The organism is Agrobacterium sp. NPDC090283 (assembly GCF_044769685.1).
Taxonomy (GTDB): domain Bacteria; phylum Pseudomonadota; class Alphaproteobacteria; order Rhizobiales; family Rhizobiaceae; genus Agrobacterium.
In genome coordinates this window covers 117,404-140,434 of sequence record NZ_JBIVYG010000001.1, presented here as the reverse complement: position 1 = coordinate 140,434, position 23,031 = coordinate 117,404, and the positions used below count along the sequence as shown (strand labels likewise).

Sequence of the window (23,031 nt, the reverse complement as noted above, 5' to 3'; positions counted from 1 at the left end):
CGGCGGAAAGAATCCTCTCAGCCCAAGGACTTGGGCTGGCTGGATCCCTGTGACAAGCACAGGGATGAGGGTGTCGGGCCTGGCGGCATATGATCCGAGACCGCGCATTGCGAGCATCGATTCAACACCCTCCCCCAACCCCCTGTTCGCGAATCATTTTCCGCATCACCAGACATAAGAAAACCGCGCCGGCCTTGTTCCTGCCGGTCGCGGTTTGATGTGTCAGCGCAAAAGCCCTTTTCAAGGCCCTCGCCGCGTTCCCCTTCGGGTTTACTTTCCTTTGCACCGGTCATCGGGACTGGAGGGAACCGGACCGGAAATCTCAATGATATCCAGGGTAAATCAGTGCATCGTCATCCAGTCGCGGGCGGCGCGCAGCGCTTCGGCCAGTTCCGACTTCGTCATGTTGCGGGCAAGATCGGCGCGCAGTGACGCGGCTCTTTCCGATCCGCGGATCGCGGCGATGTTGAGCCATTTATGGGCCGCAATCAGGTCCACCTTGCAGCCCCGGCCGGTCGCATAGACCAGGCCGAGATTGCAAAGAGTGTCGGCGCGGGTTTCGCCACCGGCAGCCATTTCGATATCGCGGATTTCAAAGCGTGCCATTTTTTTATCCCTGTCTTCTCGCCTGTTTCGTCATGTGCCTTCTTGTCGAGGCTATCGTCCGGACCCGCCGTCTTCTGCGGCTTTTTTGTCCTTCCGTCCGGCAGGTTTTCCCTGCGCTTTTGATGAGTTCACTATGCCACCGGGCTTTCAACGCTCGCTTAAAAGGCATGATTAATGCGGCGCAAACAAACTGCAAACGATTGGTAAAATTGGGTTTTTGTTAAATATCACGGGCCGCGGAAATTAAGGACTTTGCGGCGAATTTTACGAAAGCTTTACAATTGGATTTAAACCCTTCCTTCACCACGATCAAAACAGCGATTTTCAAAATCGCTCTCCTTTTCTCTTCCCGACGAAGCAAATGCCGCGCCGCAGTCGCAAATTTCTGTTTCCTTTTACGTGAACGTCAAATACTATCCGCCTGCCCGTCATGAGGATGAAACGGGCACAGGATATCGCGGAGTAAAGAGCAATCGTTGCACCGCAGGGCGGCTTTGGGCCAGAAACGGCGCATTGCACGCTCAAAGGGTTTGATCTGCGCATCGCGCCTTCGGGCCCATCCGGCTCAGGAAAGCCTGCGCGAATTTCGGGAGGAATTTTATGAAGCGTATCATGACGATTGCCGCCGCCCTCATGATGAGCGGCAACCTCGCCTTTGCCGGCGAGGCAATCGAAGGTAACTGGAAGACGGCCAGTGGCGAAACCGCCGTGATCGGCCCATGCGGCGGCGCTTTCTGCGTGACGCTGAAGACCGGCAAACATGCCGGAAAACAGATCGGCAAGCTTTCCGGCAAGGGCAACAGCTATTCGGGCGAAATCACCGATCCCGCCAATGACAAGACCTATAGCGGCTCCGGCACCGTTTCCGGCAACTCGCTGAGCATGAAGGGCTGCGTGCTGAAGGTTCTGTGCAAATCGCAGACCTGGACGCGGCTTTAATCGAAAAGGCGGCGGGCGGGGTTTTATCCTCCCGCCCGCAGACCAGCGCCCGACGGCGCAATGTCCAGCCCAATGATTGCGTCCGAGACCGCGGACGCACGCCGCATGGAAGCCACATATCCGTTGCTGTATCGTCGCACCCAGCCGGACACCACGAGAGCGACGCATGCGCCCCACCCTTTCGACAATCCTGATTGCAGGCACATCCCATGTCGGCAAAAGCACCCTTGCCGGCCTGTTGAGCGAAAGGCTGCGCTGCGAGGCAAGATCGACCGACAGTCTCGCCCGCCATCCGGGAAGGCCATGGCCGGCCATTCCGGCGCCGGTGGAGGAATATTACGCACAGCTCTCGGCGGAAACGATCCACTGGTTTCTGAAGATACATCACCAGAACATCTGGCCGCTGATCCGCACGATGATCGACAGCAGTTCGGGCAGCGGCAATCCCGCCATCTTCGAGGGCGCGGCCTTGCGGCCGGAATTCATATCGCCCCTGCTCGGCGGCACGGTTGCCGGCGTTTTTCTTCATGCCGACAATGATTTCCTTCTCGAGAGAATGCGCTCTCACGCCCGATATGAAGATGCAACGGTCGGCCAGCGGCGGATCATGGACGCTTTCATCGAACGCTCGCTGCGGGAAAATACCGAGATGCTGGCGTCTGCGCGGGAACACCGCGTTCCGATTGTCGATGTCAGCAAGGCAGATGCGTTCGAGAGCCTTGCGAGCGATCTTGCAGCGCGCGCGGAAACCTCCCTGTCCTGATCGAAAAGCGGTCGGTGCACGCGATCTCGGCGCCACTGCGGCATCAATCCGCCATGTCACCGCCCGTTAACATCCCTGAACACCATATGAACCGGGGTCTCAGGGTCCATTCAGTCCTGATGTGGCAAAACTCTGTCCATCAACTCCAATAAAGGGGAATGGACATGGCAAAGCTGATCAGCCGACTGGCAATCTTCGCGTTTCTCATGGCGATCTTCGCCATGTCCTTCGCCTCGCTCGTCGTTAATCCGAACCGCAGTTTCCAGCGGGTGAATGCGGGCGCGGCAATCGCCTGCCAGCACAGCCCTTCGCCGGCCGCCAATTGCCCCGTCGTACTCTGAGGACCTGATGATGATGACGACAAGCTTTTCCAACGGCCTGTTCTCCGCCCTGCGGCTGGTGCTGATGGCCTCGATCTTTCTCGGCCCGGTCGCCGGACTTGCGGTTTACAAGGCAGATCCCCGCCCGGCCTCGAAGGGCGCCGGTTTCGTGCTCCTGATGAGCCTGCAGCGCGGCGCGCTCGGCTGAGGTTTCGCGCGCCTTTTAGCGATCCAGCAGCTTTTTCCGTTTCTTTTCAGTTTCTTCGTATTTCTGTCGCTTGCCTGTCGAAATTGGCCTCTTATAATGGGCCATGACAATAGCAAAACCAACGATTCCGCCCTTCACCTTCATCAGCCCCGAGCCTTTCGCGCCGCAGACATTCACGGACCCGAAAGAAGCTGTGGCGGCTTTGACCGCGCTCTACGAACGCAATACGGCGTTCCTGATCAATTCCTTCACCGACCTTGCCAAGGGCGCGCCGATTGCCGGCCGTTACCGCGCCTGCTACCCGCAGGTGAGCCTTGAGACCGCGACCTTCGGCCATGTCGACTCGCGCCTTTCCTACGGCCATGTCACCGCACCCGGCGTCTATACGACGACAATCACCCGGCCGGAATTGTTCCGCCATTACCTGAAAGAGCAGCTGGGGCTTCTGATGAAGAACCACGGCGTTCCGGTCACGGTGGCGGAATCGGCCACGCCCATTCCGCTGCATTTCGCTTTCGGCGAAGGCGCCTATGTCGAGGCGGCGGCGGCTTCGTCGCTCTCCGACGTGCCGCTGCGCGATCTTTTCGATACGCCCGATCTCAACAATACCGACGATCTCATCGCCAATGGCGAATATGACCAGGTGCCGGGCGAACCCGCGCCGCTTGCGCCCTTTACCGCGCAGCGCATCGATTATTCGCTTGCCCGCCTCAGCCATTATACGGCGACCAGCGCCAGCCATTTCCAGAACTTCGTGTTGTTCACCAACTACCAGTTCTATATCGACGAATTCGCGGCCTGGGCGCGGCAGCTGATGAAGAATGGCGGCGAAGGCTATACCGCCTTCGTGGAACCCGGCAACATCGTCACCCACGCGGGCTCCGACAAGCCGGAGACGGATGCCGTGCTCGCCCGTCTGCCGCAGATGCCGGCCTATCACCTGAAAAAGAAGGGCCATGCCGGCATTACGCTGGTCAATATCGGCGTCGGCCCCTCCAACGCCAAGACGATCACCGACCACATCGCCGTGCTGCGCCCGCATGCCTGGCTGATGGTCGGCCATTGCGCCGGCCTGCGCAACAGCCAGCGGCTGGGCGACTATGTTCTGGCGCATGCCTATGTGCGCGAGGATCACGTTCTCGACGACGACCTGCCGGTCTGGGTGCCGATCCCGGCCCTTGCCGAAGTGCAGCTGGCACTGGAAGGCGCTGTCGCCGAAGTTACGGGTTACGAAGGTTTCGAGCTGAAGCGCATCATGCGCACCGGCACCGTCGCCACCATCGACAACCGCAACTGGGAACTTCGCGATCAGGCTGGCCCGGTCAAGCGCCTGTCGCAGTCGCGCGCTATCGCGCTCGACATGGAATCGGCCACCATCGCGGCCAACGGCTTCCGCTTCCGCGTGCCCTACGGCACCCTGCTCTGCGTCTCCGACAAGCCGCTGCATGGCGAATTGAAACTGCCGGGCATGGCGACGGAGTTTTACCGCACGCAGGTTGCCCAGCATCTGCAAATCGGCATCCGCGCCGTGCAGAAACTTGCCGCCATGCCGACCGAAACGCTGCATTCGCGTAAGCTCAGAAGCTTCTACGAGACGGCGTTCCAGTAAAATCTGTATCCTACGAAGCGCCCTTGGTGTATTGTTTCGAAAATCGATACACCAAGGATCTCTATATGCGTACGAACATCGAACTTGATGACGCTTTGATCGCCGAAGCAATGGAAATCACTGGTCTGTCCACCAAGAAGGCGACCGTTGAAAAGGCGTTGCGCGATCTCGTGCGCATTCATCGCCAGATGCGCGCCCTCGATGCATTGGAAGGCATGGGCTGGGAAGGCGATCTGGATGAAATGCGGACGGATTGGGATGCCGATACGGATTGGGACGTGAAGAACGCCAAATGATCGTCGCAGATACCTCTGCCTGGATTTCGTTCATTCGAAAAGACGCCCCTGCCCTTTCCGCCAAGTTCCGCGCCCTTATGGCGCAGGGCGAAGTTCTGATCGGCGACATCATTCTTCTCGAGGTGCTGAGAGGTGCGCGCGATGGTCATCATGCGCGCCACCTTGAACAGATGATGAGCGAATTTCCCTGCTTGGCGATGATGTCTCCCCAACTCGCCGTCAAGGCTGCCGCAAATTATCGCTTTCTACGCGGTCGCGGCTATACGATCCGGAAAAGCAACGACCTCATCATCGGCACCTACTGTATCGAGCACGGACATAAATTGCTGCACAATGACCGGGACTTTCAGCCGATGGCCGATCATCTCGGCCTGCAATTCGCCTGAACCTCAAACCACCTTCACCGTCCCTTCCACCCGCACCGGGAAATTCACCGACCGCGCAATGAAGCACTTGTCGTGCGCATCATGGTGTAACTCATCCGCCCGGGCAGGATCACCCTTCGAGATGGTGATGACCGGTTTCAGCACCACTTCGCTGAATTGCCCCGCGCCATCCTTTTCCATAACAAGCGTGCCTTCGGCATTATCGACATAGTCTTCGACGATGATGCCGTTGACGGAGCAGAAATGCAGGTACCAGAGCTTATGGCAGGCCGAGAGCGAGGCGACGAGCAGGTCTTCCGGGTTCCAGCGGGCGGGATCGCCGCGGAAGGCGGGGTCGGAGGAGCCGGCTATATCCGCCTTGCCCGCCGTGGAAATCGTGTAGTCGCGTTCATAATCGCGGTAACCCGAGGTGCCCTTGCCGCGATTGCCGGTCCATTTTATCTGCACGGCGTAATGATGTTCCTGTCCTGCCATGTGATTATTCCTCCCTTGGATTTTTTTCGCATTTTCTAACGCAAAACCGGTGTCCACTTTTCCTAAAAATGCTCTCGCATCTCGCGCAGGTGGTCGAGCCCCTTGCGCAGCGTCTCAATGATCTGGTCCACTTCCGACCGGCTGATGGTCAAAGCCGGCGAGGCCAGCATGCGGTCGCCGGTGGCGCGCATGACGAGGCCGTTTGCCAGGCAATGGTTGCGCACGGCAGTTCCGATGTCGTCCGGCTTGTCAAAACGCCTGCGCGTCGCCTTGTCGGCCGTTATCTGCAGGCCGCCCATCAGGCCGACATTGACAGCTTCGCCGACCAGTTCATGATCAACAAGGCTTTTCCAGCCCTCGGAGAAATAGGGGCCGATATCGTCGCGCACCCGCTCCACCAGCCCTTCCTCCTCGATGATGCGGAGGTTTTCGAGTGCGGCGGCGGCGCAGACGGGATGGCCGGAATAGGTGAAACCGTGATTGAAATCACCGACCTCCGACAACATCACCTCCGCCACCCGGTCGGAGACGATGACACCGCCGATCGGCAGATAACCTGATGACAGTCCTTTGGCCACGGGTGCGAAATCCGGTTCCACGCCGAAATGCTGATAACCGAACCAGGAACCGAGACGGCCGAAACCGCAGATCACCTCATCGGAGACGAGCAGAATGTTGCGCGCCTTGCAGATGCGGGCGATTTCCGGCCAGTAGGTATCCGGCGGCACGATGACGCCGCCGGCACCCTGAATGGGTTCGGCCACGAAAGCGGCGACATTTTCCTCGCCGAGTTCATCGATTTTCGCATCCAGTTCGCGAGCCACTTTCAGGCCGAATTCGGCCGGGAAGAGATCGCCACCCTCGGCATACCAATAGGGCTGGCCGATATGGGCGACGCCCTCGATCGGCAGGTTGCCCTGCTCGTGCATCCACTTCATGCCGCCGAGCGAAGCGCCGGCGACCGTCGAGCCGTGATAGCCGTTACGCCTTGCGATCACCCTGGTCTTCGTGGGATGGCCGAGCGCCTTCCAGTAGACGCGCGCCATGCGGAACCAGGTGTCGGTGGCTTCCGAACCGGAATTGGTGAAGAACACATGGTTCATCTTCGGCCCGGCGCGCGAGGCGATCTTCTGCGCCAAAAGCGTCGCGGGCGGCGTGGTGGTGCCGAAAAACGCATTGTAATAGGGCAGTTCATTCATCTGCCGCTGCACGACATCGGCGATCTCGCGGCGGCCGTAACCGATATTCACGCACCAGAGGCCGGCAAAGGCGTCGAGATATTTCTTGCCGGTGCTGTCATAGATGAACACCCCTTCCGCGCGTTCGATGATGCGGGTGCCGGCGGCGTTCAGCTTGCCCATATCGGAAAAGGGGTGAAGGTGATGGGCGGCATCGATGGCGGCGAGATTGGATATCGGCTTGGAGACTTCATTCATGACAGATCGCACTCCCATAAAGGCAACGGCGCTCACGCCACCGCGCCCGCCGAACATGGCCGGGCGGCCTCGATTTGGCAAGGCTGGCGTTTTTTAGGGGACGGCTTGGACGAGCGGGTGCGGCTGGGTTTCTTCTCCCCGCCGGGGAGAAGGTGGCCCGAAGGGTCGGATGAGGGGGCTAGCTCTCCGAATATCTCGACGCTCGCCCCCTCATCCCGCTGCCGCGGACTTCTCCCCCTCGGGGAGAAGAAACAAGCGGCAAACACCCTGTCCATAAGCGGGTGTCGCTGCTCCTCAGTCACGCGCTATGCGAAAAATGCCCGCCCCACCAGCACCTTCAATTCGCCGGCATGGACTTCGAGCGCCACGTCCCGCTCCATCGGCAACAGTTCACCATCGATGACGCAGCGCAGGTCGTGGCGTTTCTTCGGAAAATGCAGTTCCACATCCGTCACGGTCATGGCCGTCACGGCGGCATTTTCCTTGAGCTTGCCGCGAAGAATGTCAAAGGCGAGTTTTGCGACGCCCGTGGGGCGCAGCGGATCGGTGAGATAAAAGCCGAGATGGCCGCCCGAGAGATTATCCGCCACCAGCAGCGAGCTTTGGCCAAACTCGTTGTTGGAAACGGAAATGGCCGAGACCTTGCGGTGCTGGGTTACGCCATTGACGGTATATTCCACCTCGAAGACCGGGGGATTGAGGATGACGTTGATGGCGGCGCGGATGCTCGCCTTGATCTTGCCGAGCCGGGAGGCAAAAGCGAGATTGTTGCGATAACGCACCATGCGCGAATGCAGGCCGGCGGAAAACTGGTGCACAAAAAGGCGGCCATTGGCGCTGGCGATATCGACGCTGGCAATTTCACCATGCGCCAGCGTTTCCAGCACCTGGCGAATATCGAGCGGCAGCTTCAGCGAGCGGGCGAACAGGTTCATGGTGCCGGCCGGAACGATGCCGAGCGCGATGCGATGTTTCCAGGCAATGGCCGCCGCTGCGGAAATCGTGCCGTCACCGCCGCCGGCAATGATGCCTTCAATGCCCGGCTCGTCGGCGGCGCGTTCCATTTCCTCGACGATATCCTTTCCGGAGACCAGACGGCAATCGATCGCGTGGCCGGCGCGGGTGAAGACCTCGCGGGCATGGTCGCAATAGGCCTCCATGTCGGTGGTGCGAAACGTGCCGCCGTCACGATTGAAAATTGCAATGAGCTTCATGTTTCCAATCCGATCCAGTAAGGCAGCCGCGCGTAAATGCCTGTCGTCCAGTAGAGTTCCGAACACCATCGCGTGAAGATACTCTTTTGCCGAGAATCGCTCTACCGCAACGCATCATTTCATGTTAGGGATCACTTAAGGTCATTTTCATGACCGCACATCTCCAGTCAGGGCAGACCGCTCCCATACGGTCTTGCCCTTTTTTCTGTGGGCCCTTCCCGATTTTCAGGTCACGATGAGCCACTCGAATATTTCCGAAGCCCGCCCTGACGCGGCGAGTGAAACCGTTTACACGGCAGCGCCTGCCGTGGCCCTGTCGCCGCTTGCCATTGCGCTCATCGAGCTGGCGCTGGCCGCCGGCGGCTTCGGCATCGGCACCGGCGAATTCGCCATCATGGGCCTCTTGCCCGACGTTGCAACGACCTATGGCGTGACGGTGCCGCAGGCGGGTTATGTGATCACGGCCTATGCTCTCGGTGTCGTCATCGGCGCCCCCATCATTGCGGTTCTTGCCGCACGCATGACGCGGCGCACCCTGCTTCTCGGCCTGATGGGGCTTTTTGCAGCCGGCAATATCCTGAGCGCCATCGCGCCGGATTTCCTGAGTTTCACCGTGCTGCGCTTCATCACCGGCCTGCCGCATGGCGCCTATTTCGGCGTTGCGGCCCTGGTGGCGGCCTCCATGGCGCCGATCCACAAGCGCGCCCGCGCCGTGGGCCGCGTCATGCTCGGCCTCACCATCGCCACCCTGCTCGGCACGCCGCTCGCCACCTTCTTCGGCCAGCTGCTTTCCTGGCGCGCGGCCTTCATGCTGGTCGGCGGCATCGCGCTTTTGACGGTCGCCCTGCTCTGGTTCTTCCAGCCGCGGGACAAGGTGGAGGAAGGTGCCAGCGTGTGGCGCGAACTCGGCGCTTTCCGCCGTGTGCAGGTGTGGCTGACGCTCGCCATCGCTGCCGTCGGTTTCGGCGGCATGTTCTCGGTGTTCAGCTATATCGCCAAGACCACCACCGATGTGGCGATGATGCCGGTCTCCACCGTTTCGATGGTGCTGGCGCTGTTCGGCATCGGCATGAATGTCGGCAATGTGGTCGGTTCGCGGCTCGCCGATATCTCGCTCAACGGCACGATTGGCGGCATGCTGGCCTTCAACGTGCTGGTCATGACCGTATTCGGCATGACGGCGGACGATCCGTTCATGCTCTGCCTCTGCGTCTTCCTGATCGGCTGCGGTTTCGCCGCCTGTCCGGCCGTGCAGACGCGGCTGATGGATGTGGCGCAGGATGCGCAGACGCTGGCTGCCGCCTCCAACCATTCCGCCTTCAACATCGCCAATGCGCTCGGCGCCTGGCTCGGCGGCCTCGTCATCGCCATGGGTTTCGGTTACGCCTCGACAGGCTATGTCGGCGCGGTTCTGTCCCTGCTCGGGCTTGGCGTTTTCCTTGTTTCGGTCTCCGTCGAGCGGCGCGAAAAGGCGGCTTGACGTCGCCTTTTTTACAGCCGGCACCGCTGCCCCTCGCCGCGGTGCAGAACCTTGCGGAAATTTCACAATCGGGCGCTTGACTCTTTCCGGTTTCAGGCGCAACACGGCCTTACGCGCAGGCCAATCAGCACGGCGCGGATTTCAACGGAGCATCATTGGATGTCTAGCGACAGTAGCAGTCGATTGCCTTTGCCGAGACCGGCGAACGTGAACTGATCCGACCGCTGTCGGCTCACCACCGCGTTCGCCGTTATCGGCGAATCGACGGAAAGGTGAGCAATCATGAACTTCCACAACCTCTCCCAGAGGGCCAGCAAGGCCGCACGTCTTCTTCGTAGCGGAAACGCCGGCTCCACCACCATTGCCGAACGTGTCGAGCACCTCAACACGCTCGATGTCGGCGATGCCGTAACCGCCCTCCTCGCCATGCCGCAGGCAAAGGCCGTCGCCATTCTCGACCGGCCGGAACTGCATGGCGCAGCCGCCATCATCGCCAATATTCCGGTTGAACAGGCCGCCCGCCTCGTCAACCTGATGTCCGACGACCGCGTCGCCGACGTCCTGGCGGAAATGGCCGAAGAGCCGCGCGCAAAGCTGTTTTCCCGGCTGGACCGCACGACGGCGCTCTCCATCCAGCACCTGATGGGGTATCCGCCGCGCACCGCCGGCTCGATCATGACCACGGAATTCGTCAGCGTGCCGGACAATTGGACGGTGGAACAGACCCTTTCGCACATCCGCGTTGTCGAGCGGTCGCGTGAAACGGTCTATGCCATCTATGTGCTGGCTGAGGACGGAACGCTTTCCACCGTCGTGACATTGCGTCGTCTGCTGACCGGGGAGCCTAGCGCTTCCATCCTTTCCGTCGCATCGAAGGAAGGCATTGCCTATGCAAGCCCGCTGATGTCGCAGGAGGATGTGGCCCGGCTGATCCGCAAGCACGATCTTCTGGCGCTGCCCGTCGTCGATGACCACTCGCATATTCTCGGCATCGTCACCGTTGATGACGTGATCGACACCATGATCGCCGACACAACGGAAGATGCTCACAAGTTCGGTGGTATGGAAGCGCTGGGCAAGCCCTATATGACGATCGGCTTTCCGGACATGATCCGCAAGCGCGCCGGCTGGCTCGCAGCACTCTTCCTCGGTGAAATGCTGACGGCCAGCGCCATGCAGCATTTCGAGGGCGAACTGGAAAAGGCCGTGGTGCTGACGCTGTTCATTCCGCTGATCATGTCGTCCGGCGGTAACTCCGGTTCGCAGGCCACCTCGCTCATCATCCGGGCGCTGGCGCTCGGCGAACTGAAGCTCTCCGACTGGTGGCGGGTGCTGCTGCGGGAAATCCCGACGGGCCTGACGCTTGGCTGCATTCTGGGCGCCATCGGCTTCCTGCGGCTCAGCCTCTGGCAGCAGGCGGGTTTCTACGATTACGGCGAACACTGGCTGCTGGTCGGCGCAACGGTCTTTGCTGCCCTCGTCGGCATCGTCACCTTCGGTTCGCTGGCCGGCTCCATGCTGCCCTTCGTGCTGCAGCGCCTGCGGCTCGACCCCGCCAGCGCATCTGCCCCCTTCGTCGCGACGCTGGTGGATGTCAGCGGGCTCATCATCTACTTCTCGGTGGCGCTGGTGATCTTGAGCGGCACATTGCTTTGAAAGACGAAAGGCCCGCTCTTACGAGCGGGCCTTACTTTTACAAATCGAAATCTCGCCGTCATCCTCGGGCTTGACCCGAGGATGACGGCGAGTAAGGCTTCCCTCACCCGCCGGCGCTGATGACGCCCGTTCCCAGCAGTCCAAGCAAAATAAAGCCAATGACCACGCGGTACCAGACGAAGGGCATGTAGCTCTTGGTGGAAACCAGCTTCAGGAAGACGACGATCACCGCATAACCCACCACGAAGGCGATCAGTGTCGCGAGCCCCGTCGGACCCCAGCCGACCGGATTGTCCTCGCCGATGCTTTTGAAGAGCTGGTAGAAACCGGAGCCGAAGACGGCGGGAACGGCGAGCAGGAAGGAATAACGCGCCGCCGCCTCGCGGGTATAGCCTAAGAGCAGGCCGGCGCTGATGGTGCCGCCCGAGCGCGAGACGCCGGGGATGAGCGCCATGGCCTGTGCGAAACCGAACAGGATGCCATCACGCCAGATAAGCTGGTTCAGCTTGTAGCGCTTCTCACCGATTTTATCGGCAATGCCGAGAACGATGCCGAAGACGATCAGCATCACGGCGGTGATGTAAAGGTTGCGCAACGAGTGCTCGATGGCATCCTTGAAGAACAGGCCAAGAAATACGATCGGCACTGAACCGATGATGATGAGCCAGCCGAGCCGGGCATCGGCCTTGTTATACTCGCCGAGGCGCAGGTTCTGCCGGAGCCAGGCGATGGCAATGCGCATGATATCCGACCAGAAATAAACCAGCACGGCCGCTTCGGTGCCGATCTGCGTAATCGCGGTGAAGGCGGCACCCGGATCCGCGCCGGAGGGCAGGAACTCCCCGGCGATCCTCAGATGCGCGCTTGAAGAAATCGGAAGAAATTCCGTAAGCCCTTGCAAAAGGCCGAGAAATGCGGCCTCCAACCAACCGATGCTCATGTGTCCTGATGTCCCTGCTGCGAATCGAGATGGCAGCATTATGCATCAATCGGGGCAAATACATGTTGCATCGCACCATGAAAAAGGCGCGTGGCGGGGTGCGCTTTTACCCGTGATTTTTCAGGCGGCCTTTTCCTTGGCCTCGGGAAGACGGGTATATTTCGCGCCGTTCTTGCACACGACATGGGCGTCGCCCCAGCTTTTCAGCGCCGAGATCACCGGCTTCATGGTCTCGCCAAGCGGCGTCAGCGCATAATCCACGCGCGGCGGCACCACCGGAAAGACGGTGCGGGAAATCAGGCCGGCCTCTTCCAGCTCGCGCAGTTGCTTGGTGAGCATGCGCTGGGTGACGCTGGGAATGTGGCGGCGCAGCTCGTTGAAGCGCAGGGTGCCCTCATTGATGAGATGATAGAGGATCACGCCCTTCCATTTGCCATCGAGGAAACTTAAGGCCGATTCCACCGGGCAGCCGGGAAAGTTGCCGGTGAGCTTGGCGCGCGGTCGCGACATTACAGTATCCTTTTTGTATGTATCATCACAAAATGTGCATTCTTGCGATCGATGTTCATATGTATCAAATAAGAGGCACGCAAACAAGCAAAGGAGACTGTTCATGCGCGCCATCGGTTACAGGACCAGCCAGCCCATCACTGCGAAAGATGCCCTTGTCGACATCGACCTGCCGCAGCCTGAAGCGAAAGGACACGATATTCTGGTGGAGGTGAAGGCGGTTTCGGTGAACCCTGTGGACACCAAGGTGCGCCGCAACCAGTCGCCGGAAAATGGCGCCGCCCGCGTGCTGGGTTTCGACGCTTCGGGTGTGGTGAAGGCCGTGGGCGACAAGGTCTCGCTGTTCAAGCCGGGTGACGAAGTGTTTTACGCCGGCGTCATCAATCGTCCGGGCTCCAACAGCGAATTCCATCTGGTCGATGAGCGCATCGTCGGCGCAAAGCCGAAATCCCTGAATTTCGAGGAAGCCGCCGCCCTGCCGCTGACCGCCATCACCGCTTACGAGACGCTGTTCGACCGGCTGCGGGTGAAGGAGCCGGTTCCCGGCGCGGCCAACGCCATTCTCGTCATCGGCGGTGCGGGTGGCGTCGGTTCGATCGCCGTCCAGCTTCTGCGGGCGCTGACCGACCTCACCGTCATCGCCACCGCATCACGGCCTGAAACGATTGCCTGGGTGAAGGAGCTCGGCGCGCATCACGTCATCGATCACAGCAAGCCTATCGCGCCGCAGGTGGAGGCGCTCGGGCTTGGTGCGCCGGGTTTTGTCTTCTCCACCACCCATAGCGACATCCATGCCGCCGACAGCGTGGCGACCATCGCGCCGCAGGGCCGTTTCGCGCTGATCGACGATCCCGCTGGCGGTTTCGACGTCATGGCCTTCAAGCGCAAATGCGTCTCGATCCATTGGGAAATGATGTTCGCCCGCGCGGTCTTTGAGACACCTGACATGATCGAACAGCACAAGCTGCTGAACCACGTTGCGAAGCTGGTCGATGGCGGCAAGATCAGGACGACGCTGACGGAAGTCTTCGGCACCATCAATGCCGCAAATCTCATCAAGGCGCATGCGCTGATCGAGAGCAACAAGGCCAAGGGCAAGATCGTGCTTTCAGGCTTCTGATCGAAGGTGCGGCGTCCGCATCGCGGACGCTTCTGCCCTATGGGGAATATCTGTGCCGCGCGCGAAAACCGCGCGGCCATTCCATCAATCGTCGTCCGGATCTTCCGGGCACGGCCAGGAGGCCGGCGCGGTGAGGCCATTCGGCAATTTGGTCCTGGCGTCACCGCAGGCAATGTCGATCTGCTTCTGATCAAGGCCGGTGGCCATGGAAAGATCGACCCCTTCGATCCGCGTCAGGAGCAGGAAGGCGCTGGTGAAATCCACCGGGCCGCCAAGTTTCGCGCCGCCAAAGCGGGCCCGCGACAGGTTGGTCAAAGAGAATTTCGAGCCGTTCAGCGAGGCGCCCTCGAAATCGGCGCGCCCGAGTTCGGCCTTGGTGAAATCCGTGCCGTCGAGCTTGGTCTTCTCGAATTTGGTTCGCTGCATTTCGGCATTGATGAATTTGGCATTGGTGGCGTCGGCGGCGGAAAAATCACTGCGATAGGCTTCCACCTTGGTCAGATTGGCGCCCTGAAGGTTCGCCTCACCCAACGCCGTGCGGATGAGCTTGGCCTTTTCGAGATTCGCCCCCTTCAGCGAGGAGCCGCGCAGGTCCGTATAGGTGAAATCCGTGCCATAGAGCATCGCCGAATCGAGATTGCTGCCGCCCAGCATCAGCAGACGCTTGTTGCATTCGCGCCAGTCGATGCCGGCCATGGCGTCGGTGCGGCAGCTTGCGGCCACCAGCGGGCCGCCGCTGAAAGAAACGGCAATCATCGCAAGCGCCGCCACACCGGCAACGCACCCTGTCTTCCGCACGATATTCAGCCTTTGAAAGCCGGACATTCTTCCACTCCCTGTCGTCGGGCGACGGCGCAAACGCAACAGCTCCTGAGCCAGCCCAAGGACCATATGCACATTCAAGGCGTTACCGCATTCACGGCCCGCAATCCACGGGCGATGCGATGCTACAACACCCCAACATCCTATATGTAAGAAATCGAAGGGCAATCCACAAATACTGAAGGGGGAGCGGGCCGTAGACGCCGATCATGCCGGACGGGACACGGCCTCGCAACCGGTCCCAACGCGCTCGACGTCATCCTCGGGCCTGTCCCGAGGATCCATCCACGTCTCGTAAAATCAATCCGTTGCAGATGCTCGGGACGAGCCCGAGCATGACGAGAGAGAGTTTAAGCTGCGCCATCACATATTGGCGTAAACCGGCCCCTCGCCCCCCTGCGGCGGCACCCAGTTGATGTTCTGGTTGGGGTCCTTGATGTCGCAGGTCTTGCAATGCACGCAGTTCTGGGCGTTGATGACGTAGACCTCCTCGCCGTCCTTCTCCACCCATTCGTAAACGCCGGCCGGACAATACCGCGTCGAGGGACCGGCAAAGACGTCATGTTCGGAACGCTTCTGCAACTCCATGTCCTTCACCTGAAGATGCACCGGCTGGTCCTCCTCATGATTGGTCGAGGACAGGAATACCGATGACAGCCGGTCGAAGGTCAACACACCATCCGGCTTCGGATAGGCGATCGGCTTGTGCTTCGAAGCCGGTTCAAGGCTCTCGGCATCCGTCTTGCCGTGCTTCAGCGTGCCGAAGAAGGAAAAGCCGAACAGCTGGTTCGTCCACATGTCGAGACCGCCGAGACCGACGCCGACAAGCGTGCCGAACTTCGACCACAGCGGCTTGACGTTTCTGACCCGCTTCAAATCCTTGCCGATATCGCCGTCGCGCCATTCGGCCTCGATCTCCGCCACCTCGTCATGGGCGCGGCCGGCGGAAATCGCCGCGGCGATCTTCTCCGCCGCCAGCATGCCCGACAGCACCGCATTATGGCTGCCCTTGATGCGCGGCACGTTGACGAAACCGGCGGAACAGCCGATCAGCGCGCCGCCCGGGAAAGTGAGCTTCGGCACCGACTGGTAACCGCCCTCGGTGATGGCGCGCGCGCCATAGGAAATGCGCTTGCCGCCCTCGAAGGTATCGCGGATCGATGGATGCGTCTTGAAGCGCTGGAATTCCTCGAAAGGATAAAGATAGGGGTTCTTGTAATTGAGGTGCACCACGAAGCCGACGGCGACGAGATTGTCCTCGAGATGATAGAGGAACGAGCCGCCGCCGGTCTTGAAACCGAGCGGCCAGCCGAAGGAGTGCTGCACCAGACCCTGCTTGTGCTTCTCCGGCTTGACCTGCCAGAGTTCCTTGATGCCGATGCCGAATTTCTGCGGCTCACGATCCCTGGACAGGTCGAATTTGGAAATCAGCTGCTTGGCGAGCGAACCGCGCACGCCCTCACCGATCAGCACATATTTGCCGTGCAGCTCCATGCCGCGGGTGAAGTTCGGACCCGGCTCGCCGTTCTTCTCGATACCCATATCGCCGGTGGCGACACCGATGACCGCGCCTTCATCATTATAGAGCACTTCCGTTGCGGCAAAACCCGGATAGATCTCGACGCCGAGGGCTTCCGCCTTTTCCGCCAGCCATCGACAGACGAGGCCAAGCGAGACGATGTAATTGCCGTGATTGTTCATCAGGGGCGGCATCATGAAGTTCGGCAGACGGATCCCGCCGGCCGGGCCGAGAAACAGGAACTGGTCGTCCTTGACCTCGGTCTTGAAGGGATGCCCCTCTTCTTCGCGCCAGCCGGGCAGCAGCCGGTCGATGCCGATCGGATCGACCACGGCGCCGGAGAGGATATGCGCGCCGACTTCGGCACCCTTTTCGAGAACGACGACCGAAAGCTCCGGCTCCACCTGCTTCAGACGGATCGCCGCGGCAAGACCCGCAGGACCCGCACCGACGATCACAACGTCAAATTCCATCGCTTCGCGTTCGGGCAGTTCCATCGCTTCCGTCATCTCATCCTCTCAGATCGCCGGTCCCATCCGGCTGTTGTTATATCCGCTTCCCGGCATTATCGGCGCATCGCCTGCGCCGGACAAAAAACCAGCCGCGACACCGCATTCACCAGCGCCTGTCTTCGCAAAGCAGGACGCCTTTGTCGAGCGTCTATAGCGGCAAAACATGTCGCACGCCAGTCAATTGTCAGACAACCTGATGATTGCTTTATTACTTTTACGTTCACGTAAATTAAGAATAGAACTGAGAAGGGAGAGCGTCAAGGGTTTCAGGTATTTGGAGGCCGTTCTCGGTTAGACAGTCAAGCAGTCAAGAAGTACCAGAATGAGAGCGCCCCCCATAGCAGATCTGGATTTCTGTTTTGGCCAGCAGCGGTCATTAATGCGGAAGAAGTTCAAAACCGTTTGGCAGTGAAATCCAAATGACCGTCTGAGTTTCTGGAGAATGTCGCGAAAGGTGGCCTTTGCCATGCGTATCCGCGACGAGCACGAAACTACCGGCCGAAACATGGCGGACCTCGCCGTCGCTGGTTTCGTACTCAACGGAACCGTCAAGCCGAACCGTAAGGACCGGCTCCGGTACTCCATGCCAGGAAACTTCTCTCATCCCTGCTGGGATGTGGGTAATGCGGACGCGAGAGGCGGGGTAACTGGCGGTCACATCAAATGGAACGGCGTCGGGATGGACGGATACCTTTTTTGTCGGCAATTCGATTTCATCGAAATGAGACTCACCATCTGGTGAGGCGTAGATGCGCAGGCACTTCATTAAGAATATCCCTCTGAAAAACTGAGCGTGGCAATAGGGGGGGATGCTATTTGATTGTACCCCACACCACTTCTGACCCCACTGAAAATTGCAGCATCAGACCGTCGACATAAGGCATCAAGATTTCTTTGAGTTCGGCATCAAACCGTTGCAACTGGTCACCTAGACGCGATGGCGCGAAAGTGTCCCGAGAATGCTGGCAGCGGATAAAATCATTGACACTTTGCATAATCGGGTCCGAGATAAAGAACTCAGCTCCTTCGACATGCAGGTATGATTGGTACTCGGACCGCATCTCTTGCTTGCGGTCATGATCGAATTCCTGGCCTGTGGCTAATGGTACCCATTTCGCGAGGAATAGCTTCCAGTCGGCAATCCAAGCAGGCTTAAACGGTGTATCCCCGGATACGATTGCGACTTTGTGGGCGGCAGACGCAAAGGACTTCAGTCGCGGAAACAGGCGATGGTGTTCCATCCAATGGATACTCGCAGCCGCGACGATCAGATCGAAACTATTGCCAGAGTCCTCATAGTCCTCAGCAAGGCCGACGATCCATTCGATATTGGCGGCTCGCCCATCTTCCATCGTATGAGCGAGATTGATCATAGCTTGCGACGGGTCTATCGCGATTACGTTTTTGAAATGTAGAGACAGTGGGCGGCTTATTTTCCCGGGGCCACAGCCCAAATCCAACAAGCAATTGTGTTGAGGGGCGATAGACAAGAGTTTGTTATATACGCCAGCCGGATAGGGCGGCCTGTAGATATAATTCTCGACAACCGACACGTCTTCAAAAGACGCCCCACTTCGCTCGACCATTTAAGACTCCAGTCGTGTCTCCGTCGAGAATGGCTACCTAGCCTATGCCGATGAATGCCAGATGACATCTGAACCTTTTGTCCACTTAGGGCCGAAAAAACGGACGCCGCTTCAACTGGCCTCCAAACTCCACTCAAACCGCCCATTCCTCATCCGTCGTAAACACGATCGTCAGCCAGCGGTCACTCCCCTCGCCGCCCAGTGCGTCGCCGATTTCGTCGCGGATCGCGTCCCATTCCTCAAGGCGCCGGGGCGGCCAGTTTTTCGGCACGATGAAGAAGAGTTCGATCTGACGGCCGCGGCCGACACGGGCGACATAGGAATAGTGTGAGGCGAAGCCGAATTTCTCCACCGTCTCGGCGGCCACCCTGTCCACATGCTGCTTGAATTCCAGCGGGGTCACCAGAAGTATGTCCGCGAGCGCCTGTTTCACATTGCCGAGCGGCATGGGGATGATGACAAGGCAGACGAGCGCCAGAACTGCCGGGTCGATATAGGGCGAAAGCCAGGCCTGCGACGTTCCCGTGAGCCCATAACCCACGGCGAAGGCGAGAAAGAGCGCCATGCTCAAGAGCGCACTCATCAGCCAGCTTTTGGCGTCCAGCGCCACGAAGGCCGATTTCAGCCGGCGGTTCTGTCTTTTGACGAACCATGCCATGGCGAGCGAAACGGCGAAGCTGACGAAGGTGACGATGATGGCATAGTCGAATTCGATCGATCTGCCGCCATCCATCAGGCTGTCGATGGCATTGATGAGCGCATAGATCGCCGCCCCCATCAACAGCGTGCCGTTGAGGCCAAGCACCATCGGCTCCAGATGCCAGAAACCCATGGTGAAGCGTTCCACCAGCCGCCCGCCCGGCTTCGGCGCGGCGGAGGCGGCGATCAGCCGCGCGACAAGCAGCGCCAGCACCGTCATGAAAGCGTCCGTCAGCGCATAAACACCATCGAAGACCACCGCGAAGGAGCCCGAGAACAGGCCTGCGCCGATACCGAAGAGCGCCAGGAGAACCGTGACGGCAATGGAGAATTTGAGCAGAGATTGTTCTGTCATGACGTGTATTTGACCTTCAAAAGCGGACGCCACCTTCCTATAAACAGCACATACCGCACTCACAAGACAGGACAAAACCCATGGATCTCGGCATTTCCGGCAAACGCGCCCTCGTTCTCGCCTCCTCTCGCGGCCTTGGGCTGGGCATCGCCACGGCGCTGGCGAAAGAAGGCGCGCATGTCCTTCTCGTCGGCAGAAGCGGCGAAAAGCTGGAGGCGAATTGCCAGGCGATCAATGCGCTCGGCAAGGGCAAGGCAGACTGGGTGTGGGGCGATCTTGCCGAGGACAATTTCGTCGAAGCCATGGTTCAGGCCGTCAAGGACAAGCTCGGCGGCATCGATATTCTCGTCAACAATACCGGTGGCCCGACGCCCGGCCTCGCACAGGAGATAACGGCCGACAAGCTCGACACTTTCTTCCAGTCCATGGTGCTGCGCGTCATCACGCTCACCAACGCGTTGCTGCCGCAGATGAAGGAACAGGGTTTCGGCCGCATCCTGACCGTCGCTTCCTCGGGCGTGTTCGAACCGATCGCCAATCTGGCGCTGTCCAACACCTTGCGCGGCGCGCTGGTGGGCTGGAGCAAGACGCTGTCCACCGAAGTGGCCTCCTTCGGCATCACCTCCAACCTGCTCCTGCCCGGTCGCATTCACACCGACCGCATCGACGAACTGGATGGCGCCAACGCCAAGCGTCTGGGCAAAAGCGTCGAGGAAATCCGTGAGGCCTCCGTCAAGAGCATTCCCGCCGGCCGCCTCGGCACGGTGGAGGAATTCGCCGCCGCCGGCGCTTTCCTCTGCTCGGCGCCGGCGAGCTATATCACCGGCACGATGCTGCGCGTGGATGGCGGTGCGGCGAAGTCGAACTGACGCCGGACAGAAAAGGGCTTATCAGGAAACCGCTTCATGGATCACGAAGCGGTTCCTCCCCGTGTTCTTGGCTTCGTAAAGCGCCACATCGGCGCGGCGCAGCACGTCGCTGGCGCTCTCCCCGGGATTTGCGAAGGCAATGCCGGCCGAGCAGCTGTAGCGGAAATCCGGCATATCCCCGAGCGGTGACGCCCGTGTCAGCGACGACAGCAATCCCTGCATGACGGCCTCGACGCCCAGCATTCGCGAGCCGCCAAGCACCAGCAGAAATTCTTCTCCACCGATCCGGCCCACAAGGTCGTCCCGACATGCCGCGGCGGAAAGCCGGGCGGCAAAGTCCTTGAGGACCATATCACCGCAAGCGTGCCCGAAACGGTCGTTCACCGCCTTGAAATGATCTATGTCGATGATGGTGACGGCAAGCGCCTGGGCCTTGTTGGGGCCGAGCATCTGGTTGAGACTGTCCATCACGTAGCGGCGGTTGCCGAGGCCGGTCAGTTCGTCGCTCAAGGCCGATTTCAGCGCCCTGTCCCGCTCCTGCCTGAGATCGCGCAATTCGACCCCGAGTTCGGAAACATCGGTAACGACGCACAGCATCCAGCCGCCCGGCAGTGTCGTTTCGGTCGTCAATATCCAGCGCCCGTCATTAAGGCTGGTCTCTATGGTGCGGAAGGGCAGCTTGCCGCGCCGCGTTTTGGCGGAACGCAGCCACAATTCGAAATCGGTGGTTTCAATGGCGGTGCCGGTGGCGTTGCGATAACCGCTGCGCATCAGCTCCAGCCAGCTCGGAAACTCGTCCACGGGCACATCCAGCGCCTTGCGGAAGGCGGCATTCGCAAAGCGCAATATGTCTTCGCCATCAAACAGGGCATAACCCTGCTGCGAGGCCTCCAGGAGGTGCATGAGCTGGCGGTTGAACATACCCACATCGCCCCGAACGAGGCCGGAATGGTCCAGCGGCACTTCTTTAAGGGTGGGACGGGCCGTCTTGCGGGGCATTGAATTTCCCAGGCTACGAAAACAACAGGCGATCAATTCACCTAGCAATACATCCTATGATTACAAGAATATTTAAAGCAGCCGAGATCAGGCATGATTTCGATCATGACTACTTCATATGCGCTCGACACTAACAGCAAACCCCTAAGAATATTGCATAAAACTGCCGCGCTCTTTCATGAGGGCATCATCAGATCGTTTACCATTCACCCCGCGGTCTCCCGCCAGGGCCCCTGAGGCATGCGGCGCATGGCTGAAAAAGCAATGGGCGGCGCTTGCCATTCCGCCTGCCCTGTGCAATCAACCGCCCTCCTCTGACATCGGGGTGCCAAAGGCATCCCTTATCTTCACGCCGGGCCGCCCAAGGGCCGGGCGGGTTCTTCTATCGGCACAAGGATATGGCGATGACGCAAAAGCGGGCTCTCGGCCTCGATTTCGGCACGACCAACACGGTCATGGCTCTTTCCGACACGGGCGGCGAAAGCCGTTCCATGCGCTTTACCAGCAGCGCCGGCACGGATGACAGCATGCGCACGGCGCTTTCCTTCATGAAGGATGCGGGTCTCGGTGCGGCCGCCCTGCATGTGGAAGCGGGACACGCCGCCATCCGGCAATTCATCGACAATGCCGGCGACTGTCGGTTCCTGCAGTCGATCAAGACATTTGCGGCCTCGCCGCTGTTTCAGGGCACGCTGATCTTCGCCAAGCGCCAGAGCTTCGAGGACCTGATGGATGTGTTCCTGCGCAAACTGAAGACCTATGCCGGCGCCGAATGGCCGGACGATGTGTCGACCGTCATCGCCGGCCGGCCGGTGCGTTTCGCCGGCAGCAATCCCGACGAGACGCTCGCCCTTGCCCGTTATAATGAAGCGCTGAGCCGCGCCGGCTTCCCGGAAATCCACTATGTCTATGAGCCCGTGGCGGCCGCCTATTATTTCGCGCAGAGCCTGAAGAAGGACGCCAATGTGCTGGTGGCGGATTTCGGCGGCGGCACGACGGACTATTCGTTGATCCGTTTCGAAACCCATGCCGGCAAGCTTTCCGCCACCCCCATCGGCCATTCCGGCGTCGGCGTTGCGGGCGACCATTTCGACTTCCGCATGATCGATAACCTCGTCTCGCCGGAAATCGGCAAGGGCAGCAAATTCAAGAGCTTCGACAAGGTGCTGGACGTGCCTTCGGGTTATTACGTGAATTTCGGCCGCTGGAACCAGCTGTCGATCTTCAAGACCTCGAAGGAATTCACCGACCTCAAATCGCTGGTGCGCTCGGCGCTGGAGCCGGAAAAACTGGAACTTTTCATCGATCTTGTCGAACATGACGAGGGCTATCCGCTCTATCAGGCGATTTCCTCCACCAAGATGGCGCTGTCTTCGGCGGAAGAAGCGGAATTCAACTTCGCACCATTGGGCAAGGCCGGCCGGAAATTGGTGAAGCGCAGCGATTTCAACGGGTGGATTGCCGAAGATCTGGCCAAGATCGAGGGTGCGCTGGACGAGGTTCTGGAGAAGACGAAAGTTGCACCAGAAGCGATCGACAAGGTGTTCCTCACCGGCGGCACCTCCTTCGTGCCGGCGGTGCGGGAGCTTTTCACCCGCCGTTTCGACGCCGACCGGATCGAAAGCGGCGGCGAGTTGCTCTCGATCGCCCATGGTCTCGCCATGATCGGCGAAAGCGGCGATATTCAGCGCTGGACAGCGTGATTTACGGGTT

General features: G+C 59.8%; 24 protein-coding genes. 12 read left to right on the top strand and 12 right to left on the bottom strand.

Features of this window, described 5'->3' with window-relative positions; translation table 11 throughout:
* Positions 1 to 342: 342 nt before the first annotated feature.
* Positions 343 to 606, bottom strand: a complete 264-nt coding sequence (locus ACIQUH_RS00745) for a sel1 repeat family protein (protein WP_003524109.1) — start codon at positions 604 to 606, stop codon at positions 343 to 345.
* Between the two features lie 600 nt (positions 607 to 1,206).
* Between ACIQUH_RS00745 and ACIQUH_RS00740 the strand changes: the two genes are divergently transcribed.
* From ACIQUH_RS00740 to ACIQUH_RS00710, 7 genes are all read left to right on the top strand, one after another.
* Positions 1,207 to 1,545 carry a DUF2147 domain-containing protein gene (locus ACIQUH_RS00740; protein ID WP_400811833.1) on the top strand — a complete coding sequence of 113 codons (339 nt, stop codon included), beginning with the start codon at positions 1,207 to 1,209 and terminating at the stop codon, positions 1,543 to 1,545.
* A gap of 166 nt (positions 1,546 to 1,711) precedes the next feature.
* Entirely contained in the window at positions 1,712 to 2,308 is a 597-nt protein-coding gene (locus ACIQUH_RS00735; protein WP_400811832.1) for an AAA family ATPase, read from the top strand.
* 158 nt (positions 2,309 to 2,466) lie between these two features.
* Entirely contained in the window at positions 2,467 to 2,649 is a 183-nt protein-coding gene (locus tag ACIQUH_RS00730) for a hypothetical protein (RefSeq protein WP_020809511.1), read from the top strand.
* A 7-nt stretch (positions 2,650 to 2,656) separates the two neighbouring features.
* Complete coding sequence (locus ACIQUH_RS00725) at positions 2,657 to 2,836, top strand: hypothetical protein (RefSeq protein ID WP_400812516.1); 180 nt, start codon at positions 2,657 to 2,659, stop codon at positions 2,834 to 2,836.
* Positions 2,837 to 2,939: 103 nt separating this feature from the next.
* Positions 2,940 to 4,445 carry an AMP nucleosidase gene (amn, locus tag ACIQUH_RS00720; protein WP_400811830.1) on the top strand — a complete coding sequence of 502 codons (1,506 nt, stop codon included), beginning with the start codon at positions 2,940 to 2,942 and terminating at the stop codon, positions 4,443 to 4,445.
* A 65-nt stretch (positions 4,446 to 4,510) separates the two neighbouring features.
* On the top strand, positions 4,511 to 4,741 hold the full coding sequence (locus tag ACIQUH_RS00715; protein ID WP_400811829.1) for a type II toxin-antitoxin system VapB family antitoxin: 231 nt from the start codon (positions 4,511 to 4,513) through the stop codon (positions 4,739 to 4,741).
* On the top strand, positions 4,738 to 5,127 hold the full coding sequence (locus ACIQUH_RS00710; protein ID WP_400811827.1) for a PIN domain nuclease: 390 nt from the start codon (positions 4,738 to 4,740) through the stop codon (positions 5,125 to 5,127). Before ACIQUH_RS00715 ends, ACIQUH_RS00710 begins: the two co-directional genes overlap by 4 nt.
* Positions 5,128 to 5,130: 3 nt before the next feature.
* Here the strand turns inward: ACIQUH_RS00710 and ACIQUH_RS00705 are convergent, their stop codons facing one another.
* From ACIQUH_RS00705 to ACIQUH_RS00695, 3 genes are all read right to left on the bottom strand, one after another.
* Complete coding sequence (locus ACIQUH_RS00705; RefSeq protein ID WP_400811826.1) at positions 5,131 to 5,601, bottom strand: OsmC family protein; 471 nt, start codon at positions 5,599 to 5,601, stop codon at positions 5,131 to 5,133.
* Positions 5,602 to 5,663: 62 nt separating this feature from the next.
* Complete coding sequence (locus tag ACIQUH_RS00700; protein WP_400811825.1) at positions 5,664 to 7,037, bottom strand: aspartate aminotransferase family protein; 1,374 nt, start codon at positions 7,035 to 7,037, stop codon at positions 5,664 to 5,666.
* Between the two features lie 305 nt (positions 7,038 to 7,342).
* On the bottom strand, positions 7,343 to 8,251 hold the full coding sequence (locus tag ACIQUH_RS00695; RefSeq protein WP_400811824.1) for a diacylglycerol/lipid kinase family protein: 909 nt from the start codon (positions 8,249 to 8,251) through the stop codon (positions 7,343 to 7,345).
* Positions 8,252 to 8,486: 235 nt separating this feature from the next.
* On the opposite strand from ACIQUH_RS00695, the gene ACIQUH_RS00690 reads away from it, so the two are divergent.
* Complete coding sequence (locus ACIQUH_RS00690) at positions 8,487 to 9,731, top strand: MFS transporter (protein WP_400811822.1); 1,245 nt, start codon at positions 8,487 to 8,489, stop codon at positions 9,729 to 9,731.
* A 282-nt stretch (positions 9,732 to 10,013) separates the two neighbouring features.
* A complete protein-coding gene (mgtE, locus tag ACIQUH_RS00685) occupies positions 10,014 to 11,387 on the top strand; it encodes a magnesium transporter (protein WP_400811820.1) in 1,374 nt (457 codons plus the stop codon).
* 103 nt (positions 11,388 to 11,490) lie between these two features.
* On the opposite strand, the gene ACIQUH_RS00680 is transcribed toward mgtE, so the two are convergent.
* Both ACIQUH_RS00680 and ACIQUH_RS00675 read right to left on the bottom strand, forming a co-directional pair.
* Entirely contained in the window at positions 11,491 to 12,327 is an 837-nt protein-coding gene (locus ACIQUH_RS00680; RefSeq protein WP_400811819.1) for an undecaprenyl-diphosphate phosphatase, read from the bottom strand.
* 120 nt (positions 12,328 to 12,447) lie between these two features.
* Entirely contained in the window at positions 12,448 to 12,837 is a 390-nt protein-coding gene (locus tag ACIQUH_RS00675) for a winged helix-turn-helix transcriptional regulator (protein WP_400811817.1), read from the bottom strand.
* 103 nt (positions 12,838 to 12,940) lie between these two features.
* On the opposite strand from ACIQUH_RS00675, the gene ACIQUH_RS00670 reads away from it, so the two are divergent.
* Complete coding sequence (locus tag ACIQUH_RS00670; RefSeq protein ID WP_400811815.1) at positions 12,941 to 13,957, top strand: zinc-binding alcohol dehydrogenase family protein; 1,017 nt, start codon at positions 12,941 to 12,943, stop codon at positions 13,955 to 13,957.
* A gap of 84 nt (positions 13,958 to 14,041) precedes the next feature.
* Here the strand turns inward: ACIQUH_RS00670 and ACIQUH_RS00665 are convergent, their stop codons facing one another.
* From ACIQUH_RS00665 to ACIQUH_RS00645, 5 genes are all read right to left on the bottom strand, one after another.
* Positions 14,042 to 14,782, bottom strand: coding sequence for a pentapeptide repeat-containing protein (locus tag ACIQUH_RS00665; protein ID WP_400811813.1), 741 nt, complete (start codon positions 14,780 to 14,782; stop codon positions 14,042 to 14,044).
* Between the two features lie 360 nt (positions 14,783 to 15,142).
* Positions 15,143 to 16,807, bottom strand: a complete 1,665-nt coding sequence (locus ACIQUH_RS00660) for an electron transfer flavoprotein-ubiquinone oxidoreductase (protein WP_400811810.1) — start codon at positions 16,805 to 16,807, stop codon at positions 15,143 to 15,145.
* Between the two features lie 379 nt (positions 16,808 to 17,186).
* Positions 17,187 to 17,576 (bottom strand): hypothetical protein, encoded by a 390-nt coding sequence (locus tag ACIQUH_RS00655; protein ID WP_400811807.1) that lies wholly within the window; start codon positions 17,574 to 17,576, stop codon positions 17,187 to 17,189.
* A 46-nt stretch (positions 17,577 to 17,622) separates the two neighbouring features.
* A complete protein-coding gene (locus ACIQUH_RS00650) occupies positions 17,623 to 18,396 on the bottom strand; it encodes a class I SAM-dependent methyltransferase (RefSeq protein WP_400811804.1) in 774 nt (257 codons plus the stop codon).
* 133 nt (positions 18,397 to 18,529) lie between these two features.
* On the bottom strand, positions 18,530 to 19,450 hold the full coding sequence (locus tag ACIQUH_RS00645) for a cation diffusion facilitator family transporter (RefSeq protein WP_400811802.1): 921 nt from the start codon (positions 19,448 to 19,450) through the stop codon (positions 18,530 to 18,532).
* A gap of 80 nt (positions 19,451 to 19,530) precedes the next feature.
* On the opposite strand from ACIQUH_RS00645, the gene ACIQUH_RS00640 reads away from it, so the two are divergent.
* Entirely contained in the window at positions 19,531 to 20,319 is a 789-nt protein-coding gene (locus ACIQUH_RS00640) for an SDR family oxidoreductase (RefSeq protein WP_400811799.1), read from the top strand.
* A gap of 21 nt (positions 20,320 to 20,340) precedes the next feature.
* On the opposite strand, the gene ACIQUH_RS00635 is transcribed toward ACIQUH_RS00640, so the two are convergent.
* The gene (locus tag ACIQUH_RS00635) at positions 20,341 to 21,318 is read right to left on the bottom strand and encodes a diguanylate cyclase domain-containing protein (protein WP_400811797.1); all 978 of its coding nucleotides are present in this window, start codon (positions 21,316 to 21,318) and stop codon (positions 20,341 to 20,343) included.
* 404 nt (positions 21,319 to 21,722) lie between these two features.
* On the opposite strand from ACIQUH_RS00635, the gene ACIQUH_RS00630 reads away from it, so the two are divergent.
* On the top strand, positions 21,723 to 23,021 hold the full coding sequence (locus ACIQUH_RS00630; RefSeq protein ID WP_400811793.1) for an Hsp70 family protein: 1,299 nt from the start codon (positions 21,723 to 21,725) through the stop codon (positions 23,019 to 23,021).
* The last annotated feature ends 10 nt before the right edge of the window (positions 23,022 to 23,031 follow it).

Bases quoted from the DNA above. Each gene is read 5' to 3' on its own strand.
- ACIQUH_RS00745 (WP_003524109.1), bottom strand. From the start codon at position 606: ATGGCACGCTTTGAAATCCGCGATATCGAAATGGCTGCCGGTGGCGAA.
- ACIQUH_RS00740 (WP_400811833.1), top strand. From the start codon at position 1,207: ATGAAGCGTATCATGACGATTGCCGCCGCCCTCATGATGAGCGGCAAC.
- ACIQUH_RS00735 (WP_400811832.1), top strand. From the start codon at position 1,712: ATGCGCCCCACCCTTTCGACAATCCTGATTGCAGGCACATCCCATGTC.
- ACIQUH_RS00730 (WP_020809511.1), top strand. From the start codon at position 2,467: ATGGACATGGCAAAGCTGATCAGCCGACTGGCAATCTTCGCGTTTCTC.
- ACIQUH_RS00725 (WP_400812516.1), top strand. From the start codon at position 2,657: ATGATGATGACGACAAGCTTTTCCAACGGCCTGTTCTCCGCCCTGCGG.
- amn (WP_400811830.1), top strand. From the start codon at position 2,940: ATGACAATAGCAAAACCAACGATTCCGCCCTTCACCTTCATCAGCCCC.
- ACIQUH_RS00715 (WP_400811829.1), top strand. From the start codon at position 4,511: ATGCGTACGAACATCGAACTTGATGACGCTTTGATCGCCGAAGCAATG.
- ACIQUH_RS00710 (WP_400811827.1), top strand. From the start codon at position 4,738: ATGATCGTCGCAGATACCTCTGCCTGGATTTCGTTCATTCGAAAAGAC.
- ACIQUH_RS00705 (WP_400811826.1), bottom strand. From the start codon at position 5,601: ATGGCAGGACAGGAACATCATTACGCCGTGCAGATAAAATGGACCGGC.
- ACIQUH_RS00700 (WP_400811825.1), bottom strand. From the start codon at position 7,037: ATGAATGAAGTCTCCAAGCCGATATCCAATCTCGCCGCCATCGATGCC.
- ACIQUH_RS00695 (WP_400811824.1), bottom strand. From the start codon at position 8,251: ATGAAGCTCATTGCAATTTTCAATCGTGACGGCGGCACGTTTCGCACC.
- ACIQUH_RS00690 (WP_400811822.1), top strand. From the start codon at position 8,487: ATGAGCCACTCGAATATTTCCGAAGCCCGCCCTGACGCGGCGAGTGAA.
- mgtE (WP_400811820.1), top strand. From the start codon at position 10,014: ATGAACTTCCACAACCTCTCCCAGAGGGCCAGCAAGGCCGCACGTCTT.
- ACIQUH_RS00680 (WP_400811819.1), bottom strand. From the start codon at position 12,327: ATGAGCATCGGTTGGTTGGAGGCCGCATTTCTCGGCCTTTTGCAAGGG.
- ACIQUH_RS00675 (WP_400811817.1), bottom strand. From the start codon at position 12,837: ATGTCGCGACCGCGCGCCAAGCTCACCGGCAACTTTCCCGGCTGCCCG.
- ACIQUH_RS00670 (WP_400811815.1), top strand. From the start codon at position 12,941: ATGCGCGCCATCGGTTACAGGACCAGCCAGCCCATCACTGCGAAAGAT.
- ACIQUH_RS00665 (WP_400811813.1), bottom strand. From the start codon at position 14,782: ATGTCCGGCTTTCAAAGGCTGAATATCGTGCGGAAGACAGGGTGCGTT.
- ACIQUH_RS00660 (WP_400811810.1), bottom strand. From the start codon at position 16,807: ATGACGGAAGCGATGGAACTGCCCGAACGCGAAGCGATGGAATTTGAC.
- ACIQUH_RS00655 (WP_400811807.1), bottom strand. From the start codon at position 17,576: ATGAAGTGCCTGCGCATCTACGCCTCACCAGATGGTGAGTCTCATTTC.
- ACIQUH_RS00650 (WP_400811804.1), bottom strand. From the start codon at position 18,396: ATGGTCGAGCGAAGTGGGGCGTCTTTTGAAGACGTGTCGGTTGTCGAG.
- ACIQUH_RS00645 (WP_400811802.1), bottom strand. From the start codon at position 19,450: ATGACAGAACAATCTCTGCTCAAATTCTCCATTGCCGTCACGGTTCTC.
- ACIQUH_RS00640 (WP_400811799.1), top strand. From the start codon at position 19,531: ATGGATCTCGGCATTTCCGGCAAACGCGCCCTCGTTCTCGCCTCCTCT.
- ACIQUH_RS00635 (WP_400811797.1), bottom strand. From the start codon at position 21,318: ATGCCCCGCAAGACGGCCCGTCCCACCCTTAAAGAAGTGCCGCTGGAC.
- ACIQUH_RS00630 (WP_400811793.1), top strand. From the start codon at position 21,723: ATGACGCAAAAGCGGGCTCTCGGCCTCGATTTCGGCACGACCAACACG.